The sequence below is a fragment of the Vibrio sp. 10N.261.46.E11 genome, from assembly GCF_041472735.1.
GTDB lineage: Bacteria > Pseudomonadota > Gammaproteobacteria > Enterobacterales > Vibrionaceae > Vibrio.
Map to the genome: position 1 here is coordinate 24752 of NZ_JBFRQW010000016.1, position 21084 is coordinate 45835.

The following is a 21084-nucleotide window of genomic DNA, read 5'->3' on the forward strand; positions in this document are numbered from 1 at the left end:
AAGCGTTCGAAGTTCGGAAGTAACGCAGGTGCTAAAACCGGGTAATTTTCCAGATTTAAAGGATTTAAACCATGGATAACACAAAATTTTCGCTGCTTTCATTTACGGGTAAGATGAAGGTCTTACACCTAAGTTGGATGGCCTTTTTCATTACCTTTGTTGTGTGGTTCAACTTTGCCCCACTACTGCAAATGGTGAAAACCACACTTGGTCTTTCTACTGAAGAGATTAAAACACTCCTGATCCTCAACGTTGCATTGACCATTCCAGCGCGTGTCGCGATAGGTATGTTAACGGATAGATATGGGCCGAGGTTGGTCTACTCTTCACTTCTCGCTGTCTGTTCTATCCCTTGTTTCATGTTTGCTATGGCAGACTCTTTCATTCAAGCGGCAATCGCTCGTTTCCTACTCGGTTTCATTGGTGCAGGATTCGTTGTCGGTATTCGTCTTGTGTCTGAGTGGTTCCCACACAACGAACTGGGTACGGCAGAAGGTATTTACGGCGGCTGGGGTAACTTCGGCTCTGCAGCAGCAGCGTTTACACTTCCAACTCTTGCGTTAGCGTTTGGCGGCGAAGATGGCTGGCGTTATGCGGTCGGTATTACTGGCGTAATGAGCTTAGCGTTCTCGTTTATCTTCTACAAAAACGTGTCAGATACACCAAAAGGTTCAACTTACTTCAAGCCAGCTCAAGTAACGGCAATGGAAGTGACATCCAAGGGTGACTTTTTCTTCCTACTTATTATGAAGATCCCGATGTACGCGGCACTGGCGCTACTGACATGGAAGCTATCACCAAGCAACATCAACATGCTTTCTGACATGGCCGTCTACTCTGTATATGCAGGTTTAGCTGCACTTTACGTGTACGAAGTGTCGCAAGTTTGGAAAGTAAACAAGAACGTATTTAAAGAAGAAGTGCCAGAGATTCACCAGTACAAGTTCAAGCAAGTAGCGGTACTTAACGTATTGTACTTCGCGACATTTGGTTCTGAACTGGCTGTGGTTTCTATGCTGCCACTGTTCTTCTCTGAAACCTTTGAATTAACACCGGTTCTTGCAGGTATGGTTGCATCGGCTTATGCCTTTATGAACCTAATGTCTCGCCCAGGTGGTGGTTGGATTTCAGATAAATTCGGTCGTAAGCCAACACTGCTTATTCTAACGATTGGTCTTGCTGTGGGTTACTTTGCAATGGGTCAAGTAGACAGCACATGGCCTGTATGGCTAGCGGTTGTCGCGGCGATGGCGTGTTCATTCTTCGTGCAAGCGGGTGAAGGTGCAGTATTCGCAACGGTTCCTCTAATCAAGCGCCGTATGACAGGTCAAATTGCAGGTATGACGGGTGCTTACGGTAACGTGGGTGCGGTAGTTTACCTAACTGTGTTGTCATTCGTGAGCTACCAAACATTCTTCTTAGTGATTGCTGCAACAGCGGTACTAGGCTTTGTGACTCTACTGTTCATGGAAGAGCCTAACGGTCAAATCGCTGAAGTAAACGACGACGGCAGTGTCACGCTGATTAATGTTTCAAGCTAGGGTCTGTACTAAGAAGCATTGATATTATTGAATCGGGAGAGGCACCTTAGCGGATACATCAACGCTAGGTGCTTCGTTCAAAGGCTCTACGTTCACTAGAGCTTTTGTTCTTCCTAGGATGTTCTGTCAAGGAAGCGGGAAGAAGAACAGTTAAAAGAAGACCAGTTATGACAATTTCATTCAGCCAAGGGCAAGTCGTCACGCCAGAATCCAATAACCAACTGACTTTGAAGTTTGGCGGCTATTCGAATAAAGGCATACGTGATGAAAACCAAGACGCCATCATTGTAAAGCACCCCAAAACTCGTACTGAGCAAGAGCTAAAAGGCAGCGTTGCTTGTATAGCAGACGGGGCAAGTTGCAGTGAACACGGCCAGAAAGCCAGTCACACCAGCGTGATGCAGTTTATCGACGACTATTACGCCACTCCAAATAGCTGGAGCATTCAACGTTCGGCACAAAAGGTCTTAACCTCACTCAATTCTTGGCTCTTCAACACGTCTGTTTCTAATATTCATCCCGCGCAACAAGTGAACCACAATGCCCTCGTTTCGACGTTCAGCAGCGTGATATTAAAATCGAACACCGCACATATATTCCACGTTGGCGACAGTCGCATTTACTTACTCAGAGATGGAGAATTACGCCAACTGACCCGCGACCACACCCGTAAAAATATGGGGCAGAAGCATTACCTAACGCGAGCTTTGGGGATGGATAATCAACTCAACGTTGACTACCAAACCCTGCCTATCAAGAAAGACGACTGCTTTATCCTGACTTCTGACGGCGTGCATGAATTTGTTGCTCCCAATACTTTCAAAGAACACATCAATAGACCTGGAGCGGATTTCGAATACGCCGCACAAACGATCTGTAACACCGCTTTAAGCCACAACAGTTCAGACAACGTGAGCTGCTTGATTGTGCAGGTCAGTCACCTACCTACACCTTCGCTCATCGAGTTCCATGAAAAACTGGCTAAACGTGCTATCCCACCCGCTTTAAAGCTCGGGCAAAGTATCGACAACTTTATGGTACTTGAGGTGTTGTATGCAGGCTCTATAAGCCATGTGTATCGTGTGATGCAGAAAGAGACACAAACCGAGTTCGTGCTAAAAGTCCCTTCCGTTCAATACCACGATAGCCCGTCGCAACTGAGAGCCTTCTTTAATGAACAATGGGCGGGGATCTTACTGAACAATAAGAAAGTAATGAAGGTCTACCCAACGCCAGAGAACTCGCAATTCTTATATCAAATCTGCGAATGGGTTGAAGGCATCACGCTAAGACAATGGATGTACGACAATCCAAAACCGTCACTCAATGAAGTGCGCGAAATATTAGAAAAGATCACGCAAGGCATTCGAGTATTACAACGCGCAGACATGGTGCACCGAGATTTAAAGCCCGAGAACATCATGCTTCAACGTGATGGTGAGATAAAAATCATCGATCTCGGCGCTGTATTAGTGAGAGGACTTGAAGAAGGAGAGCTCGCAGACAAAGACGACACTCCATTAGGTGCGGTCAATTACATTGCGCCAGAGACCATCAAACATAGCACCGCGACAACCACCTCAGATTTGTTCTCTATCGCTGTGATCGGCTATGAGATGCTAACCTGTGAATTGCCCTACTCTGAAATGACCGCACAATCACTTAAGCAATCTCGTCATCATCAGTGGGAATACCAACCCATCACACAGAAACGAGCTGACTTACCAAGCTGGGTGGATTTGGTATTACAAAAAGCCTGCGCGGAATCACCAAGCGAACGTCATCAAGTGTTGGGGGATTTTGTGGCAGACCTTTACACGCCAAACCAAAGCTTGGTCAAAAGCCAAGCCAAGCAACCTTTGATAAACCGAAACCCAATCCAGTTTTGGAAGGTGTTGGCTTTGTTGCTCGGCATTGTTGCCATTGTAGAGTTTGGCTTATTGCTTAATTCAAGTTAAGTGTCCAAGTTCGAGCTAAGTGTCCAAATCTAACCTAGCTTGTTTAAACTAACTGGAATTAGCCTCGTCTCACTAAACTTCTCGGCACGAGTTCAATACCCGCTTGGTAACGCTTAGCTGATGCATTTAACGCCAAGGCAAAAGCACTATCGGCAATCACTTCAAACTGCTGAGGCAGTGAATGGACTTTAAATGGCAAGAAGTCGAGCAGTCGGTTATCACCAAAGGTTGCCAATTTGACTTGATTGATCAGCTCTGGTTTTTCGACCATCACATCCAGCACACCCTCTAATAAGGTGTAAGACATAGTCACGATCGCATCTGGAACTGTGCCTTTAGCTATCCACTCTTCAAAAACCTCACGTCCAGATTCTCTATCAAAGTGCTCACCATACCCCACAACCATCGGCTTGTTTTCTGTCAGTCCTGTTTGTTGAGTATGTGCTTTATTCGCCGCTTCAAAACCTAGGTGACGTTCGCGTGAGATATTGAGATCAGGAAGTGCACCTATCAAACCAACACTATGAATACTGTCATCAAGAATCGAATGCGTCAGTTCAAACGCGGCTTCAAAATCTTCACTGAGTACGCAAGCAAAGTGCTCATCATCTAACGGACGGTCAATTGCGATCACAGGCGTTCCTGAGTTTTGCAACTTTAAGTAGAACTCGTTGGCGTCTGGCATTGAGCTCGCAACCAGCAAGGCATCAATACGACGACTTACCAAAGCTTCAGCCACTTTTCGTTCGGTTTCAGCATCATCATCAGAACAACCAATCAATATCTGGTAGCCCACTTTGCGTGAATTCTGCTCTATCAATTTTGCCAAACGCGCGTAACTGCTGTTTTCCAGATCCGGAATAATCAAACCAAATGAACGGCTATTACCAGCGCGCAACGACGAAGCGGCATGGTCTGGACGGTAATTATATTCTTCTACAACCGCCATGACTTTCTGTTGAGTCTTTTCACTGATTCTGTATTTCTGCGCCTTGCCGTTGATGACATAACTGGCAGTGGTTTTCGATACTCCAGCCAACTTAGCGATTTCATCAAGTGTCATATGAGTGACCTGTATTTTGTGCGTAGGATCATATAACGAATGATCTGATCCCTAGATTAGTTGAATTATATGCTGAATCGATTCAGTATAAAAGCTGAAAGGATTCAGCAAAATCTTAAAAGTGACTTCAATCATCCTTTTGAATGGATTGAGCGTCATTTGTCGTGATTCAGCTTCTTGTTATTAACGAAACTGGAATTACGACACGCAGCAAAACTATTTTGAAAACCAAAATCGGCTTTGCTGAATTTTTTTACACTGAATGCTGAACCGATTCAGCAAGCATAAAACAACGGGCAAATATTGCTCTAGACTGAATCGTAGCGATACACAAATTCTCAAGCGATACGCTAAAGAGGCACCATGCTTAAATTATCAAAATCTAACATTACTCTAGGCCAAACGGCCAATGATAAGTTCCAAGCAATCCAAAACATTGCTGGCGACCTAACAGCTAAAGGTTTAGTTGACTCTGGTTACGTTGAAGGAATGCTGAACCGTGAAAACCAGAACTCTACGTTCCTAGGTAACGGCATCGCGATTCCACACGGAACGACGGATACTCGTGGTCTAGTGAAAGAGACAGGCGTTGCGGTACACCACTTCCCTGAAGGTATTGATTGGGCAGACGGCAACCGTGTTTACGTTGCGATTGGTATTGCAGCTAAATCTGATGAGCACTTAGGCATTCTTAAGCAACTGACCAAAGTGCTAGCGGCAGACGGTGTTGAAGAGAAATTAAAGCAAGCAAAATCAGAAGACGAAATCATCGCCCTACTTAATGGCGAAGTTCAGCTAGAAGCAGACCTAGACGCTTCTTTAGTTCAGCTGCTGTTCCCTGCAAGCGACATGATTCAAATGTCGGCAGTTGCGGGCGGCCTACTTAAGAACACAGGTTGCACAGACAATGCATTCGTTGCTGACTTAGTAACAAAAACACCGACTCACCTAGGCCAAGGCTTGTGGTTGTTGGGCAGCGATAAAGGCGTAACTCGCACTGGCGTATCTTTCGTTTCAACAGCGAACGATTGCGAATACGAAGGCACACCAGTTAAAGCATTGGTGGCATTTGCTGCTTGTAACAGCGCTCACCAATCTATTCTGGCAAACCTAAGCAAGATGGTTTTCGAAGGTAAACAGCAACAACTGTTAACCGCTGACGCAGCACAAGTGATTGGCCTTCTAAAAGGTGAAGCGGTTTCTACAGCTTCTCAAGACGACAACTGCGCGGTATTCAAAATCAAAAATGCACACGGCCTACACGCTCGTCCGGGCGCAATGCTAGTCGCTGAAGCGAAGAAGTTCGAATCAACTATCCGCGTATCAAACCTAGATGGCGATGGAAAAGAAGTGAACGCGAAGAGCTTGATGAAAGTAATCGCGCTTGGCGTTAAACACGGCCATCAGCTTCAGTTTGTTGCTGAAGGTGAAGATGCAGTTCAAGCACTTGAGTCTATTGGCAAAGCTATCGCTTCTGGCCTTGGCGAAGGTTAGGAAATCGATATGTCTGATAAACAAATCAAAGCCGTTACCGTAACCCTAAACCCTGCTCTAGATCTGACAGGTAGCATCGATGTGCTAAACGTAGGTTCAGTTAGCTTGGTGAACAAAAGCTCACTGCATGCAGCGGGTAAAGGCGTAAACGTAGCAAAAGTACTTTCAGAGCTTGGCGCTAAAGTCACCGTAACAGGTTTCCTTGGTCGCAATAACGAAGAACCGTTCTGCCAACTGTTCGAACAGATGGGCGCAACTGACCGCTTTATTCGTGTCGACGGCGCAACTCGCATCAACGTGAAGTTAGTAGAAGAAAGTGGTCAAGTTAGCGACATCAACTTCCCTGGCGTAGCGGTAACACCGATTGCCATCGAGCAGTTTGAGCGCACTCTATTCGGGTTAGCTGAAGACCACGAATATTTCGTGATTGCAGGCAGCTTACCTCAGGGCATTTCACCTATGTTATGCGCATCGTGGATTCAGAAACTTCACGATATGGGCAAGAAAGTGTTATTCGACAGCAGCCGTGATGCACTTAAAGCGGGGCTCGATGCACAACCATGGCTGGTCAAGCCAAACGATGAAGAGCTATCTCAGTTATTCAACGCCGAACTAACTACACGCGACCAATGCCAACACGCAGGCCAAGCCCTAAGTGAAAAAGGCATCGATAACATCGTTGTGTCACTTGGTGCTGAAGGTGTGATGTGGCTTAACCAAGGTGAGTGGTTACACGCTCAACCTCCGCGCATGCAAGTAGTAAGCACGGTAGGTGCAGGTGACACCTTAGTTGCTGGCCTATGTTGGGGTCACATGCAACAGATGCCAAAACCAGAACTTATTCAATTCGCAACCGCCCTATCTGCTCTAGCAGTTTCACAGGTAGGTGTGGGTGTAACCAGCCAACAAGAGCTGGATTCAGTACGACAAAATATCCAATTACAGGCGCTTAGTGCTCCAACTAGTCAGTTAGACACAAGTAAATAGGACAAAGGGATTATTATGAATATTACCATCATCACAGCTTGCCCAAGTGGCGTAGCAAACAGCATCATCGCAGCAGGCTTGTTAGAGCAAGCTTCAAAAACACTGGGTTGGAACGCCGCTATTGAATGTCAATCTAGCGTATTACCTAACTCTCCAGTATCACAAGACACGATCGACAGCAGCGACGTTGTTGTTATTGCTGCCAACACAAACGTTGATAAAGCGCGCTTTGTTGGCAAAAAAGTGTACCAAGCAGCTATCTCTGAATGCACAGCCGATGCAAAAGCATTTCTAGAGAAAGCGGTAGCAGAAGCAACAGTATTAGACGCTTCTCAAGTTGAGACTACAGTGGAAATTACTGGTACTTCAGCAAACTCTTCTACAACAGCAAGTACAGGCAGCAAAAAGATCGTAGCTATTACCGCTTGCCCGACTGGTGTTGCGCACACCTTTATGGCTGCTGAAGCGCTGGAAGCAGAAGGCAAACGCCTAGGTCACCAAATCAAAGTGGAAACTCGCGGCTCTGTAGGTGCGAAAAACCAACTGACAGACCAAGAAATCGCAGACGCTGATCTTGTTATCATCGCTGCCGACATCGACGTTCCACTGGATCGCTTTAACGGCAAAGCGCTATACAAAACGACAACAGGTCCTGCTTTGAAGAAAACAAAGCAAGAGATGGAAAAAGCATTCGCTGAAGCTAAGCCATACCAGCACACAGCGTCTTCAAATTCAGCGCCTGCTGATGAGAAGAAAGGTGTGTACAAGCACCTAATGACAGGTGTATCTCACATGCTTCCTGTGGTTGTTGCCGGTGGTTTGATCATCGCACTGTCTTTCGTATTCGGTATCGAAGCGTTTAAAGAAGAAGGCACATTAGCAGCAGCATTGATGACTATCGGTGGTGGTTCTGCATTCGCACTGATGATTCCTGTTCTTGCTGGTTTCATTGCATTCTCTATTGCTGACCGTCCAGGTCTGGCTCCAGGTCTAATCGGCGGTATGTTGGCTAGCTCAACAGGCGCAGGTTTCCTAGGTGGTATCGCAGCGGGTTTCATTGCGGGTTACGCAGCAAAATTCATTGCCGACAAGGTTCAACTTCCACAATCCATGGAAGCCCTCAAACCAATTCTGATCATTCCGTTTATCGCGAGTTTGTTCACTGGTTTGGTCATGATTTACATCGTTGGTGGCCCTGTTTCAGGCGTGATGAGCGCAATGACAGACTTCCTAAACAACATGGGAACGTCTAATGCGATTCTTCTGGGTGTGATTCTAGGCGCAATGATGTGTTTCGACCTTGGTGGCCCAGTAAACAAAGCAGCTTACACATTCGGTGTTGGTCTACTGGCTTCGCAAACTTACGCACCAATGGCAGCAATCATGGCTGCTGGTATGGTTCCAGCTCTAGGTATGGGCCTTGCAACTTTCCTAGTGAAAGACAAGTTTGAAGCAGGCGAGCGCGAAGCAGGTAAAGCATCATTCGTTCTTGGACTATGTTTCATCTCTGAAGGTGCAATCCCATTCGCAGCGAAAGACCCAATGCGTGTTATCCCAGCATGTATGGCAGGTGGCGCACTAACGGGCGCTCTATCAATGATGTTTGGTGCACAACTAATGGCTCCACACGGCGGCTTGTTCGTACTGCTAATTCCTGGCGCTATCTCTCCAGTGCTTATGTATCTAGTGGCGATTGCAGCAGGTACAGCGGTAACAGGTTTTGGTTACGCCGCTCTTAAAAAGATGAGCGATTCTAAAGTGACTGCAGAAGCTTAATCCCCCTACTCTGTTTAACGGTTAAAGCTGACGAACAGAGGCTCTTGATAGAACAGTTCCTTGCTAAACTGTTCCTTAGTAAAACAAAGGCTCCTAGATTAAGGAGCCTTTTTATTATTCGTTGTCTTAGGGGGGTTAAAACCGGCAGGTTCCACAAAGGATAATAAATGAACTTCGGAGAGGTTTATGACTGAGAGAGTAAAGTTTATCGAGGTGGGAACCTGCGATAATTCACCCGACAGCAGAAACATTGATTAACTTATGTTTATTCTAGACGCACTGTTTATTAAGCTCGCAAACTGTCGGGCGCAGGATTAAAATTAGCTAGTCAACGTTTCTTCAAACACACCCAGCTCACGACCAAGCCAAGTCGCACGTACTGTATGGTCTAGAGTTTCTTCACCGCCGGTTACTGGGTGAATCAACACCGACATGTCACCGCGTTCTTTTTCAAGCCATTCCACAATGCCCGACTCTTTGTTCGCAAAGTGAATCTCAAACATCGGCATCTTATGTGGGCCAACCAAACGCTGTATTAGTGGAAAAACCTCTAATACATCTTTACGTTCCGATAGAATTTTCTGACGCAGTGTTTCTGCCTGCTCTGCAAATCGCAGAGGGAAATAGATATGACCGTGGTACATGGCACCATCCTTTAGAATTATGATGTCGCAGATTTTATACCTAAACCGCATTCAATAGCTAAGTCTTAATAGGTGTACTTGATTGGTGAGGGCCGATAAAAACAAAAAACTAGAGCCTGTGATTCGAAACAATCGAACACAAACTCTAGTTATTTACAGTGAGTTGGTGCTTGGAACGACTAAGGCTTGAGCTTCAATACCGAATCAATATCTTCAGCAGAATGGCGCTCTGGCACTTGCTCCCACTCTTCGCCAAATGAACGGTTAACCACTCGGCCTCGTTGAAAACCTTCGCGCGCCTCTAGTTGTTTAGCCCAGCGCATAACGTTGGTGTAAGACTCAACTTGTAAGAACTCTGCAGCATCATAAAGATTGCCTAATACAAGGTTGCCATACCAAGGCCAAATTGCGATATCAGCAATGCTGAACTCTTCGCCCGCAACGAAAGTGCTATTGGCGAGTTGCTTGTCTAACACGTCTAATTGACGCTTAGCTTCCATCGCAAAACGGTTGATTGGATACTCTTGCTTTTCATCTGCATAAGCGTAGAAGTGACCAAAACCACCACCAAGGAAAGGTGCTGAACCTTGCGCCCAGAACAACCAATTTATGGCTTGTGTTCTCGCAGCCCCTTCTTTCGGCAAGAAGTGACCAAACTTTTCAGCTAAGTGCATCAAGATAGAAGCCGATTCGAATACATTCACATCTTCGTTGCCTGATTTATCGAGCAGCGCTGGGATCTTCGAATTTGGATTTACATCAACAAAGCCCGAAGAGAATTGGTCTGACTCACCAATGTTGATCAAGTACGCATCATATTCAGCTTCTTTAACACCCGCAGCTAACAGCTCTTCAAGCATGATAGTGACTTTCTGACCGTTAGGCGTACCTAGAGAATACAGTTGCAAGGCGTGTTCACCCACAGGGAGGTCTTTATCAAAGCGAGCGCCAGATTCAGGACTATTGATATTTGCCCACTTGTTACCACCAGCAGTATCGTTAACCCAAACTTTTGGCGGAGTGTATTGTTCTGACATGATGTTTCCTTATTTATATAGGGTCTCACAGACTGATATTAGGTCACAGACATTAGGTTAAAACCCCTGAACACGATTTATTTTCAAACTGTTAAGCATGGCTTATTCCAGAAAGACATAACCTGATTTACGAGATGGCTCATGTCAAAGGTAGGCATCTATTCGCACCTGATTTCGAACCTCATTCAATGTTGGTTAATCTACTGCACCATTTAGCAACGACAGCCCTACCCGTTCCAGAAAGCTGTGATAAAATCGGGGCATTACAATAAATAGGAATTTGGCAATGTCTTCAGATTACACAGGTTCGAGTGCAGCGTATGCTCGACAAGAGAAAGGCTATCGCGAAAAGGCACTAAAACTGTACCCATGGGTTTGTGGTAAGTGCGCGCGTGAATTCGTTTACTCGAACTTAAGAGAGCTGACCGTTCACCACGTGGATCACGACCATACAAACAACCCTGAAGATGGCAGTAATTGGGAGCTATTATGTCTGTACTGTCACGATCATGAGCATTCAAAATACACAGACCATGAGCGTTATGGTGTGGATGCAAAAGCGACTTTAGATGATCACCAATCAGCGACACACAACCCGTTCGCCGACCTCGCAAAAATGATGAAGAAGTAACACATTTTCAGGACTGTCTTTTGTAGATGGTAACTGCTAGATAAATAACAAGAAACCCCAGTATGTCCCCATACTGGGGTTTCTTTTATCTGCCATCATAACCAAACAATAGAGTTCAGGTAAGCAGGCTCAAAAAAGCCTTCCGAAGAAGGCTCTTTAAGAAATAAATCGAATTATGCTGCCGCTTGTTTACGAGACTCTTCTACCTGTTTAGCGCGTTTTTTCATCGTCAGCTTATCGCGGTACGCAAACCAAACGTAAGACACAACCACTAAGAAGAACAGGTATGACAATGAGAAAATGAACGGCGATTGAATGATATCGTTCGAGATACCCCAGGAAACACCGATAACAGTCACTGCAATTTTCGCAAAAAAGCCACACATCAATAGCACTAATGCCAACTGTGGGAAACGCGTACTGCGGAATGCAAGCCAGTAGCAACTACCAACTGCTAGAGCCGCAACATAGAAGCCGAATAGGAAAGAGTGAATATGGTCAGCTGCCGCTACACCACCAGAAATTGACATCAATAAAATTAAAAACAGTTTCATAATACTCGCCTCACCATAAGTTGGAAACGCATCCTTTCAAATTTGGAATCTCAGTTTGCATACTATTTTCCCACTTTTTAGAGACAACACAACCCCTCCGATCGAACAAAATGTAAGCAAAAGTACCAGCAAAAAGCACCCTTAACAATTGATTAACATTCTGTTTTTAATAAAACTCCGTTACTCCTTGTCTCATATGAACAAAGCGCCGTTTCGATTTATTTTGTTACACAAATTTAACCTTGGAAATTAATTAAAATTATTTGTAACTCTGTGATATCCGCACGGAATACGTGTCTATTCAAAAACCATCACCTCAAAAGCCCTGAAATAATAAGAAAACAGAGCGAAAAAGAACAAAACAGAAAGGTGTTGAATACATTTTAAAAACCAACAAAAAACAACCTATTAACAAACTGAATTTAATTTACCGAAAATGGAAAAAGAGATTCCAATCACATTTTTATTGGTTATAATCCGCGCTCTTTTGCGTTGTCTGTTGATAAACGCAAACTAATTTTGAAGAAACAATCACAATAACCCGTCTTTAGTTAAGTGGCTCTCCACGAACCGATGACAAAACTGAGAATAAAAATGAGCAAGATTGATAAAGCAACACGTATCCTGCTAGCAGGCTTCTGTATCAACCTTTGTCTTGGCATCCTGTATGCTTGGAGTGTATTTAACAAAGCGCTAGTCACTGAAGCTGGTTGGAGTGCTGCTGAAGCATCTTCACCTTACGCTATTGCAACTATCACATTCTCTGTTTGTCTTCTTGTTGCAGGCATCCTACAAGACCGTATGGGTCCACGTAAGATCCTAATCCTAGGTACGGCTCTAACAGGCCTAGGCATGATTGCTTCTGGTTTCGCTACAACGCCTATGATGCTGAACATCACGTTCGGTATTATGACAGGTGCTGGTATCGGCTTCGGTTACGCATGTCTTTCTCCATCAGCAATGAAGTGGTTCCACTCTTCTAAGAAAGGTATGGTAAACGGTCTAATCGCAGCGGGCTTCGGTCTTGCAGCTATTTACCTAGCACCACTAACTTCTGCGCTAATCGACAGCATGGGTATCCAAACAAGCTTTATGATTCTTGGTGTTGGTGTACTTGCAATCGCAGTACCTCTAGCAGCAACAATCAACAACCCACCAGCGGATTACACGCCAGCTGAGCCTAAAGTAAAAGCAGGCCAAGCACCTAAAGCGGTTAAGAAGACTGAAGACCTAACGTGGAAAGTAATGCTGAAGACTCCTCAGTTCTACTCTCTATGGATCATGTACGCATTTGCTGCATCTGTTGGTCTAATGATCATCGGTAACATCACTACAATCGCTAGCGTTCAAGCTAACCTGCCAAACGCTGTTTACCTAGCGTCTATCCTTGCAGTATTCAACTCAGGCGGCCGTGTTGCTGCGGGTATGCTTGCAGATAAAATCGGTGGTGTACGTACTCTACTTCTAGCGTTCATCCTTCAAGGCGCGAACATGGCTCTATTTGCTACGTTCAACTCTGAATTCACGCTAATCATTGGTACGGCAATCGCAGCTGTTGGTTACGGTACGCTTCTAGCAGTATTCCCAACACTAACTGCTGAATTCTACGGCCTGAAAAACTACGGTACTAACTACGGCGTGCTTTACACGGCATGGGGTATCGGCGGCGCTATCGGTGCAGCAGTTGTTGGTTTCTCAATGGCAAACGGCGAAGGTTACGGCCTAGCTTACACAATCTCTGCAGTTATGATGGCAGTGTGTATTGTTCTAGCAATCATCACTAAGCCAATCTCTGAAGCTAAAGTTGCTGAACTAAAAGCATCACAAGCTTAATCATCAGAAAAGATTGAATTTGTTACTGAAGAGCTTAACCTTAGGGTTAGGCTCTTTTTGGATCAAGCGACTTCTCCATTGACGATAGAAACCACTCCTCAGCTCTCCCCTACTTATTATCTCGACAACTTCAATCGACTGGTTGAACACGCGCAAACGCTCTACCCTGATCTTCTGAGTGACGATGAGTGCCGTTGGTTATCTGAATACAAACGTCTTTCTGTTGCAAGCCAATGCTTAATGGTGCGTTTACTTTCTCGTAAAGGCTGCTGGTTTCGCAGTGACAAGCTCACTTATGTTGAAATCCCAAATATCGATACTGCATTACAAGAGCTAAACTCATCACGCTTCATTACGTTAAGTCACCCAACGGACCAGCATGACTTGGAAATTACCCAGCTCGAACTTGGATTGAACCTGCTCACCAAGCCAGAGCTGCTTAATGTATTCCCATCTCTTAAGAGCAATAAATCTGCTAAAAAAGACCAACTGTTAGCGTTGCTTGAATCACAAGTTTTTGATCAGTTCCAAAGCCTATCGTTCGATTGCATTTTCGTGGTCGAATCTCAGGTGATTGATGTATTACTGTTGCTCTTTTTTGCCAATACTTACCAAGACCTAAGCCAGTTCGTGTTAAGCGACCTTGGACTCAACACCTTTGAAAACTACCCGTTAAGCAAACAACGTCGGTTCTTCACCGCTAGAGAACAGCTCAATCAATTGCTTCAGATGCGTGAAATTCAACACCAATATTACGAAGGTGATCGTAAAGACCCTGAGTTTATTGAGCACCTTCTGCACTCGATACCCGAAGAATCAGAGCACAAAAGTATTGCTAGAAAACGATCGCGATTGATCAACGACCTCGCGCGCGATCTAGAAAGGCTTAATCAAAATGACCAAGCTGTCTTTTGGTTCAAGCAATCAATACTTTCTCCGAGCAGAGAACGACTTGCGCGCATCTATGACAAACAAGACGAGTTAGACTTAATGTGTGACATTGTCACGAAAATGCAAGAGAATCCATCGGATGTGTCAGAGCTTGAGGTCGCAGCTAAGCTTGAACAGAGGCTACTGCGAAAACAAAAGTTATTAGGAAAGCAGGGCCACAAAGTTTCACGTGCCATAAAACCAAACTGCAAAGAGATAAAACTGGTATTAGACCTTAGCCAAACCAGAGTTGAGCTTGCAGTAAAGCAGCACTTTGAATGCCAAGGTTGGGATGTCTATTTTTCTGAGAACAGTTTTCTGTGTGGCTTGTTCGGTTTGGCTTTCTGGGATGTCATTTTCTCTGATGTTGAAGGCGCTTTTATCAATCGTTACCAACATCGGCCACTGGACTTGTATCACTCAGACTTCATAGACAAACGAGCCGAGCAAATTGAAGCTGTGTTCCAAACCCTATTCGAGCACGGGCTGAATCATTTGCTTGAGACTTACGATAGCAAGCAAGGCATCGCTAATCCTTTTGTTCATTGGAATCATTTCCCAAAAGCACTCATCGAGCACAGCATGGCTGCAATTCCAAACACCCTACTTGTTGATCTCTTCAAGGTGATATTGAGTGACCTGAAGCTATTCCGAACTGGGATGCCAGATTTGATTGCCTTCAAGGGGGATGAATTTCATTGGATTGAAGTCAAAGGACCGGGAGATAAATTGCAAGACAACCAGTGGCGTTGGATCAAAGAGTTTGAACGCTTGTCTGTTCCCTTTTCGGTGTGCTACGTCAATCAATAAGCCTTAGAGCCTTAGCTAAGCTACATGAACCTTGTTTTAATTATGGGGTTGACGCGATAAGTGACTCAGCCCCATCAATATCTTGTCTACAAAATTGTTAGAACATGAGCATTTTCGATATAATTAGAGAAAATGCCTAATATTTAAATACGTATGAATTTGAAAAAACTCTTCATCTTGGCTTTTGTTAGCGTCTTCTCAGGTTGTGCCGTGTACGCGGGTTTAAACTTTGACGAGCTGTTTGGTGAACAGCAAGTACGCGATCGCCAAGCCCCTATTCTTTCGGCTCAATCACAACACTTCATCAACGAAGTGAAGCCGATCATTGATAACCGATGTGTGGTTTGTCACGCTTGTTATGATGCGCCTTGCCAACTCAAAATGTCTTCAGTTGAAGGTATCGATCGTGGCGCAAGCAAGGCTCTCGTTTATCAAGGTACGCGTTTAACGGCATCTGCCCCGACTCGCCTATTTGAAGATGCATTGACCACTCAAGAGTGGCGTGAAGCCGACTTCCACCCCGTGCTTAACGAGCGTATGCAAAACTCAACCGCCAACCTCGATGCGGGTCTTGTATCTCGAATGCTGATTCAAAAAGAGAACCATCCGCTTCCAGACCAAAAGCAGTTGGAAGGTTTCGACTTTTCGATTGATCGCGACCAACAGTGTCCGACTATCGAAGAGTACGCTCAATACGAAAAAGATTACCCGACGTGGGGAATGCCTTATGGCATGCCGAACTTAGATAAAACGGAATACGCGACTTTAATGAGTTGGTTGGAAAACGGCGCGTTAATGAATGACCATATTCCGTTGAGCGAAGCTGAGCAAGAGCTGGTTAATGTCTACGAAAAATTCCTCAATAAGAGTTCGAGAAAGAGCCAACTCTCTGCGCGTTACATCTATGAGCACCTATTTTTATCTCACGTTTATTTTTCTGATTTAGGGCAACCAACACGCTTCTTCTCGATCGTTCGTTCTACAACACCTCCAGGCGAAGCAGTACAACGCATTACGACTCGTCGACCTTATGACGATCCAAAAGTGAATCGGGTTTATTATCGCCTGATTCCAGAGCAAGGCACCATAGTCCACAAAACACATATGCCTTTCGCTTTAAATGAAGAGCGCCTGAACAATTGGAATACATGGTTTGTTGATGCTAATTACGCTGTCAAACAACTTCCTAGCTACGCGATTGACGTAGCGGCGAATCCAATGACGTCGTTTGAAGCACTGCCAGTAAACTCGCGCTTCCACTTCATGTTGGACAATGCACAAAACACCATCATGGCCTTTATCAAAGGGCCAGTGTGTCGAGGTCAACTTGCTCTAAACGTGATTAACGATCGTTTTTGGATTTTCTTCATTGACCCCGAGAAAGCCGACTTACCAGAAATAAACGCCTTCTACGCGAGCCAAAAGAAAAACTTAAAGCTACCTAGTGAGCTAGACAGCAATACGGTTCCTGTCACTAATTGGGTAAGATACGCGAAGCAACAAGCACGATACCTAAATGCCAAATCAGACTTCACCAACCAATGGTTTGAAAGTGGCGTAAACCTGGACACTGACATCATTTGGGATGGCGATGGCGTCAACCCAAATGCAGCCCTCACCATCTTTAGACATTTTGATAGCGCATCTGTTGTGCAAGGGTTAGTTGGCCCACACCCCAAGACGGCATGGATTCTTGATTACGCCCTTCTAGAACGTATCCATTACCTTCTCGTTGCTGGTTTTGATGTCTACGGTAACTTCGGCCACCAACTGATTACCCGTATGTTTATGGATTTCTTGCGCCTTGAGGGTGAGAGTAACTTCTTGACCCTTCTTCCAAAAGACGTACGACACATTGAACACTCAAGTTGGTATGAAAACCAAAGCTCACAGTTGAGCGACTACTTGCAGCGTAATATTGCACCTTTTGACCAGCCAACCAACGTGATATACAAAACGACAAATCCTAAGCGTGAACTGCTTAATATGATCAAAGATAAGCTCGCGCCGATCCTCGATAATCGCTTTGATATTGTCGAAACAGGTTTCAGTCGGAAAAACGAAGCTCTGCTCAAACAAGTGAATTTGATTAAGGGAGTCGGTCTGCGTCATGTGCCTCAATTAGTGACGATCATGATTGAAAGCGAGAACGGCGATGAGCAGCTGTTCACCATGATTCACAATAACGCTCACAGCAACATTTCAAGCCTGTTCAATGAAGAGGGTAATCGAGATTACGCCAATGACGACTTAACACTAGTACGTGGGGTTGTAGGTAGCTACCCTGCCGCTTATCTGTCATTAACTGAGCGCGATATACCGACTCTGGTTAAAGCACTGCAAAGCTTGGACACAGAAAAAGATTACGTCGCGTTGCTGGATAAGTTTGCAGTACGACGCAGTTCGCCTGAGTTTTGGCCATTCAGCGACCGAGTTCACCGTTGGTATCAACAAGATCAACCGATTGAGTTTGGTTTATTGGATTACAACCGTTTCGAGAATAGATAGTAAAAATAGATAGCCAGTAAGCGCTAGGCCTTGGTTCTAGCTTTTGAACATTGAGCACATTGCCTCGAGCGTCGGCTATATTGCCTTGAACGTCGGCCATATCACCTTAATCGTCGGCCATATTGCTTGAAATCTTGGTAAGTCTTTCTTAAAGAACCATTGGTACACATGCTATAAAAAATCCTCTGACGAATAGTCGTTCAGAGGATTTTTTATTTGGCTTGCAGATTAGGTATAAGCTTAAAACAGGCTCACATCGTTAAACTGAAACATAGGGCACAAGTGCCTTCAACGAGTCTTTAACTAGTTCCGATAAAGCTTGGTCGTTATCTCGATACTGCAATAATGGTTCTTCGCTTGCTTCAATGCTCTGACACAAGCTGTACAGTGCTGATAGACCCAAACTACCCGCTGATCCTTTAAGTTTGTGCGCCAAGGACTTCACTTCTCGCCCATCATCCGCTTGACTCGCCTCAGCTAATTCATTCAAGGTCAGGTCACTGCTTTCATCAAACAGCGCCACGATCTGTTTCATTTTCTCTAATCCAAGAATCGACAGATCACCCTCTATCACTTTGGAATCAATCAATTTCACCGGAGCACCTCCTCTGTCTCGGGAATCAGTTGTATCATATTGAGCATCAATGGTAGCCGTGTGATTAGCCAATACATCTGCCATCAGTGTGGCGTTCCGTTCATCACTGTTACTCTCAATTACGCGTTTATAGTTTTGTTTGCAAACAGCATCGTTCGGATCAGGCTGTGGTAACAACAGTGCTTTACCATCGAGTTGAGTAACGATGAGCTGAGAAAGAGCCTCTTTCTCCAACGGCTTAGGCAAGAAACCATCGAACCCTGATGCTAAATAGCTTTCGACTTCTTCATTGAATACATGCGCCGACACCGCCACCATAGGTGGTATATTTATCGGCTCAGCCGTGGACGTTTGTTCTAGAATCGCTTTTAACTGTTGAATCAGCTCTATGCCATCACAATCGGGTAGATTGATGTCTACCAGCGCAATATCAAACGCCTGCTCACTGAATATAGCTCTGGCCTCTTCTCCTGTTGTCGCCATCACAACGTCATGGCCTAGGTTATTCAGAAATCCTTCAGCAACAATGCAGTTAACAGGGTTATCTTCAATCAACAACACTTTGGCACGGATACAAGCTTCAATAGTCGGTGCTTTCATTTCAATCTTCTCACCAGCTTCCAGTGGCAGTGAAAACCAGAACTGGCTCCCCTCACCTTCTTCAGAATGAACGCCAATATCACCCTTCATTGCCTGCATGATACTTTTGCTGATCGCTAGTCCAAGCCCTGTACCACCAGCTTTGTTACGACCACTACCGGTTTGGGTGAATGCATCAAACAGACAAGCTTGCTCGTTGTTATCAATGCCAACACCTGTGTCTGAGACTTCAAACATCACTCGATTTTCATCTTCGATATCTAAGCTGATAAAGATATCGACCGAACCACTTTCAGTAAATTTAATTGCATTGCCAACTAGATTATTCAAGATTTGACTGATTCGTGTCACGTCGCCACGCCAATAGCGTTGTACGTTACTTTCAATATGGAAATCAAAATTAAGTTTCTTCTCAGCAGCGCGCCCTTCCATTAGTTGGTAGGTATCTTTAACCATTTGGTAGAGATCAAACGAAGCCGTGCGTATTTCTAAATGCCCCGCTTCTATCTTTGAGTAATCAAGCACGTCATTCAAAATAGCGAGTAGATTCTTACCACTGCGGTTAATGATGTCAGCGTAACCCGATTGCAGAGGATCTAACCCTGTATCTTTTAGTAACCGCGCCGTACCTAATACACCGTTCATTGGTGTTCGAATTTCATGGCTCATCGTCGCAAGGAAAGCGGACTTCGCACGGCTTGCTTGTTCTGCGGCATTACGAGCCTTAGCGTGATTTTCCACCTCGACATTCAACTTCTCATTGGTTTTTTGTAGTTGATAAGTTCGGTCGGTGACCAACTCTTCTAAGTGCTCTTTATGTTCTTCGAGCTCACGTTTCGCCTTCGCTTCTCCAACGGCAACCACTTGTAGCGCCTGTGCCGTGTTTCTCGCTGTAATAATAGCCTCACCCATATGAGCCAGTTCATCATTACCTTTAACCGAGATATCGATATTCAGACGCCCCTGAGCGATAGACATCAAAGCTGAAGAGTATTCAGTTAGGCGCTTAACCACCGAGATATACACCACTCGCCACACGATAAATGCGACGATTACCAAACCAATAACCGAAATCACAGACAAAGACCATTGAGCCAAGTTCAGCGTGCTAGTCAGCTCATCAACCGCTTTTTTGGTGCTTAGATTTGAATCATCAACCAGTTGGTTAACCGTTGTATTAAGCTGAGAGAACAACTCCAGCGTATTTTGCATCAAAAACTCGGACTTCTTGGTGTTCTCATATTGTTCTAACGAAATATCGAACACGACTTGGCGTTTTCTTAGTTCTTCTAGAAGCTGAGACATCTGCGCTGAACGAGTCGGATCTTCGACCGCTTTAACGCGGCGTGCCATGATTTTTAGGTTGGATTCAAACTCAGATTGGATTTGATGGATACGTTCAACGTTAGTGACCGTCTGCGTTTCTTCAATTTGATTAAGCATTTTGTACGCCAACAAATGCAATTCATGTAGGCGTTCAGACAAATCAAGGTCAACCTCAACAAGCGCATCTAAGGCTTGGTAGGCTTTCTCAGTTTGCTTAGTTTCTAGTAGATCATAGATGTGTGTTACGTTGGCAACTGCGATGGTGGCCGTGTTCAACACTTGGGTTCGGGTTAACTGTTCGAGCTCTTCCGCGAGTAACCGCATCTCTTCGACACGAGAAGACAGTTCCTTGTTTAACCAAAGCTTACGTTCAACTGACACACCCAACTCAGCCAGTGTATTAATAACACTTTGGACATTGTTTTCGAGTTTATTAAGAAGCTGGGAATCAAAGCTGTCGACGCCAAGTTCTTTGATATGCTGAAGAAGCGACTCAAGTTGACCGAACAACATAGTGCCAGCTTCTTTTCTTTCTGCTTCATTTCTCGCATTAGAAAGCGTTTGTACCGACGAAATAATACGGTTACTCAACTCAGACACTTGACGAGCTTCGATCATGGCAGGAAGAGCAGAATCGACGACGTTTCTTTCTGTCTTTGCTACAAAGCTAAAACCAGAAACACCGATCAATGCAGACAATAAAACCAACAGGGCCATCACTAAGAATGAGGCCAGTAGCTTGCGTCCAATACTCGCTGAAGCTAACAACATAAACTCTAAACCTTAAAACGTTCTTC

Annotated in this window: 14 protein-coding genes; 9 read left to right on the top strand and 5 right to left on the bottom strand. The window is 44.8% G+C overall.

Features of this window, described 5'->3' with window-relative positions; all coding sequences use genetic code 11:
- The first annotated feature begins 71 nt into the window (after positions 1-71).
- Together AB4407_RS05115 and AB4407_RS05120 are read left to right on the top strand one after the other, a co-directional pair.
- Entirely contained in the window at positions 72-1541 is a 1470-nt protein-coding gene (locus AB4407_RS05115; RefSeq protein ID WP_102479073.1) for a NarK family nitrate/nitrite MFS transporter, read from the top strand.
- 167 nt (positions 1542-1708) lie between these two features.
- On the top strand, positions 1709-3499 hold the full coding sequence (locus AB4407_RS05120; protein WP_372119305.1) for a protein kinase domain-containing protein: 1791 nt from the start codon (positions 1709-1711) through the stop codon (positions 3497-3499).
- A gap of 58 nt (positions 3500-3557) precedes the next feature.
- On the opposite strand, the gene cra is transcribed toward AB4407_RS05120, so the two are convergent.
- Positions 3558-4562, bottom strand: coding sequence for a catabolite repressor/activator (gene cra, locus AB4407_RS05125; RefSeq protein ID WP_372119307.1), 1005 nt, complete (start codon positions 4560-4562; stop codon positions 3558-3560).
- A 363-nt stretch (positions 4563-4925) separates the two neighbouring features.
- On the opposite strand from cra, the gene fruB reads away from it, so the two are divergent.
- Genes fruB through fruA form a run of 3 tightly spaced genes read left to right on the top strand, consistent with a single transcriptional unit; the run spans position 4926 to position 8819 of the window.
- A complete protein-coding gene (gene fruB, locus AB4407_RS05130) occupies positions 4926-6056 on the top strand; it encodes a fused PTS fructose transporter subunit IIA/HPr protein (RefSeq protein WP_372119309.1) in 1131 nt (376 codons plus the stop codon).
- 9 nt (positions 6057-6065) lie between these two features.
- Positions 6066-7043, top strand: coding sequence for a 1-phosphofructokinase (pfkB, locus tag AB4407_RS05135; protein WP_372119311.1), 978 nt, complete (start codon positions 6066-6068; stop codon positions 7041-7043).
- A gap of 15 nt (positions 7044-7058) precedes the next feature.
- Positions 7059-8819, top strand: a complete 1761-nt coding sequence (fruA, locus tag AB4407_RS05140; protein ID WP_017103388.1) for a PTS fructose transporter subunit IIBC — start codon at positions 7059-7061, stop codon at positions 8817-8819.
- 320 nt (positions 8820-9139) lie between these two features.
- Here fruA and AB4407_RS05145 read toward each other — a convergent pair whose 3' ends face one another.
- Positions 9140-9463: a DOPA 4,5-dioxygenase family protein gene (locus AB4407_RS05145; protein ID WP_372119313.1), complete on the bottom strand. Its 324-nt coding sequence runs from the start codon at positions 9461-9463 to the stop codon at positions 9140-9142.
- A 179-nt stretch (positions 9464-9642) separates the two neighbouring features.
- On the bottom strand, positions 9643-10500 hold the full coding sequence (yghU, locus tag AB4407_RS05150; RefSeq protein WP_372119315.1) for a glutathione-dependent disulfide-bond oxidoreductase: 858 nt from the start codon (positions 10498-10500) through the stop codon (positions 9643-9645).
- Positions 10501-10786: 286 nt separating this feature from the next.
- Here yghU and AB4407_RS05155 point away from each other — a divergent pair, with 286 nt between their 5' ends.
- The gene (locus tag AB4407_RS05155) at positions 10787-11131 is read left to right on the top strand and encodes a YajD family HNH nuclease (protein ID WP_372119317.1); all 345 of its coding nucleotides are present in this window, start codon (positions 10787-10789) and stop codon (positions 11129-11131) included.
- A gap of 173 nt (positions 11132-11304) precedes the next feature.
- On the opposite strand, the gene AB4407_RS05160 is transcribed toward AB4407_RS05155, so the two are convergent.
- A complete protein-coding gene (locus AB4407_RS05160) occupies positions 11305-11685 on the bottom strand; it encodes a hypothetical protein (RefSeq protein WP_019825798.1) in 381 nt (126 codons plus the stop codon).
- A gap of 594 nt (positions 11686-12279) precedes the next feature.
- On the opposite strand from AB4407_RS05160, the gene AB4407_RS05165 reads away from it, so the two are divergent.
- From AB4407_RS05165 to AB4407_RS05175, 3 genes are all read left to right on the top strand, one after another.
- Positions 12280-13518, top strand: coding sequence for an OFA family MFS transporter (locus AB4407_RS05165; RefSeq protein WP_372119320.1), 1239 nt, complete (start codon positions 12280-12282; stop codon positions 13516-13518).
- A gap of 57 nt (positions 13519-13575) precedes the next feature.
- Positions 13576-15258: a VRR-NUC domain-containing protein gene (locus AB4407_RS05170; protein WP_372119322.1), complete on the top strand. Its 1683-nt coding sequence runs from the start codon at positions 13576-13578 to the stop codon at positions 15256-15258.
- A 153-nt stretch (positions 15259-15411) separates the two neighbouring features.
- Complete coding sequence (locus AB4407_RS05175; protein ID WP_372119324.1) at positions 15412-17766, top strand: fatty acid cis/trans isomerase; 2355 nt, start codon at positions 15412-15414, stop codon at positions 17764-17766.
- A gap of 259 nt (positions 17767-18025) precedes the next feature.
- Here the strand turns inward: AB4407_RS05175 and torS are convergent, their stop codons facing one another.
- Complete coding sequence (gene torS / locus AB4407_RS05180) at positions 18026-21058, bottom strand: TMAO reductase system sensor histidine kinase/response regulator TorS (RefSeq protein WP_372119326.1); 3033 nt, start codon at positions 21056-21058, stop codon at positions 18026-18028.
- Positions 21059-21084 lie beyond the last annotated feature (26 nt).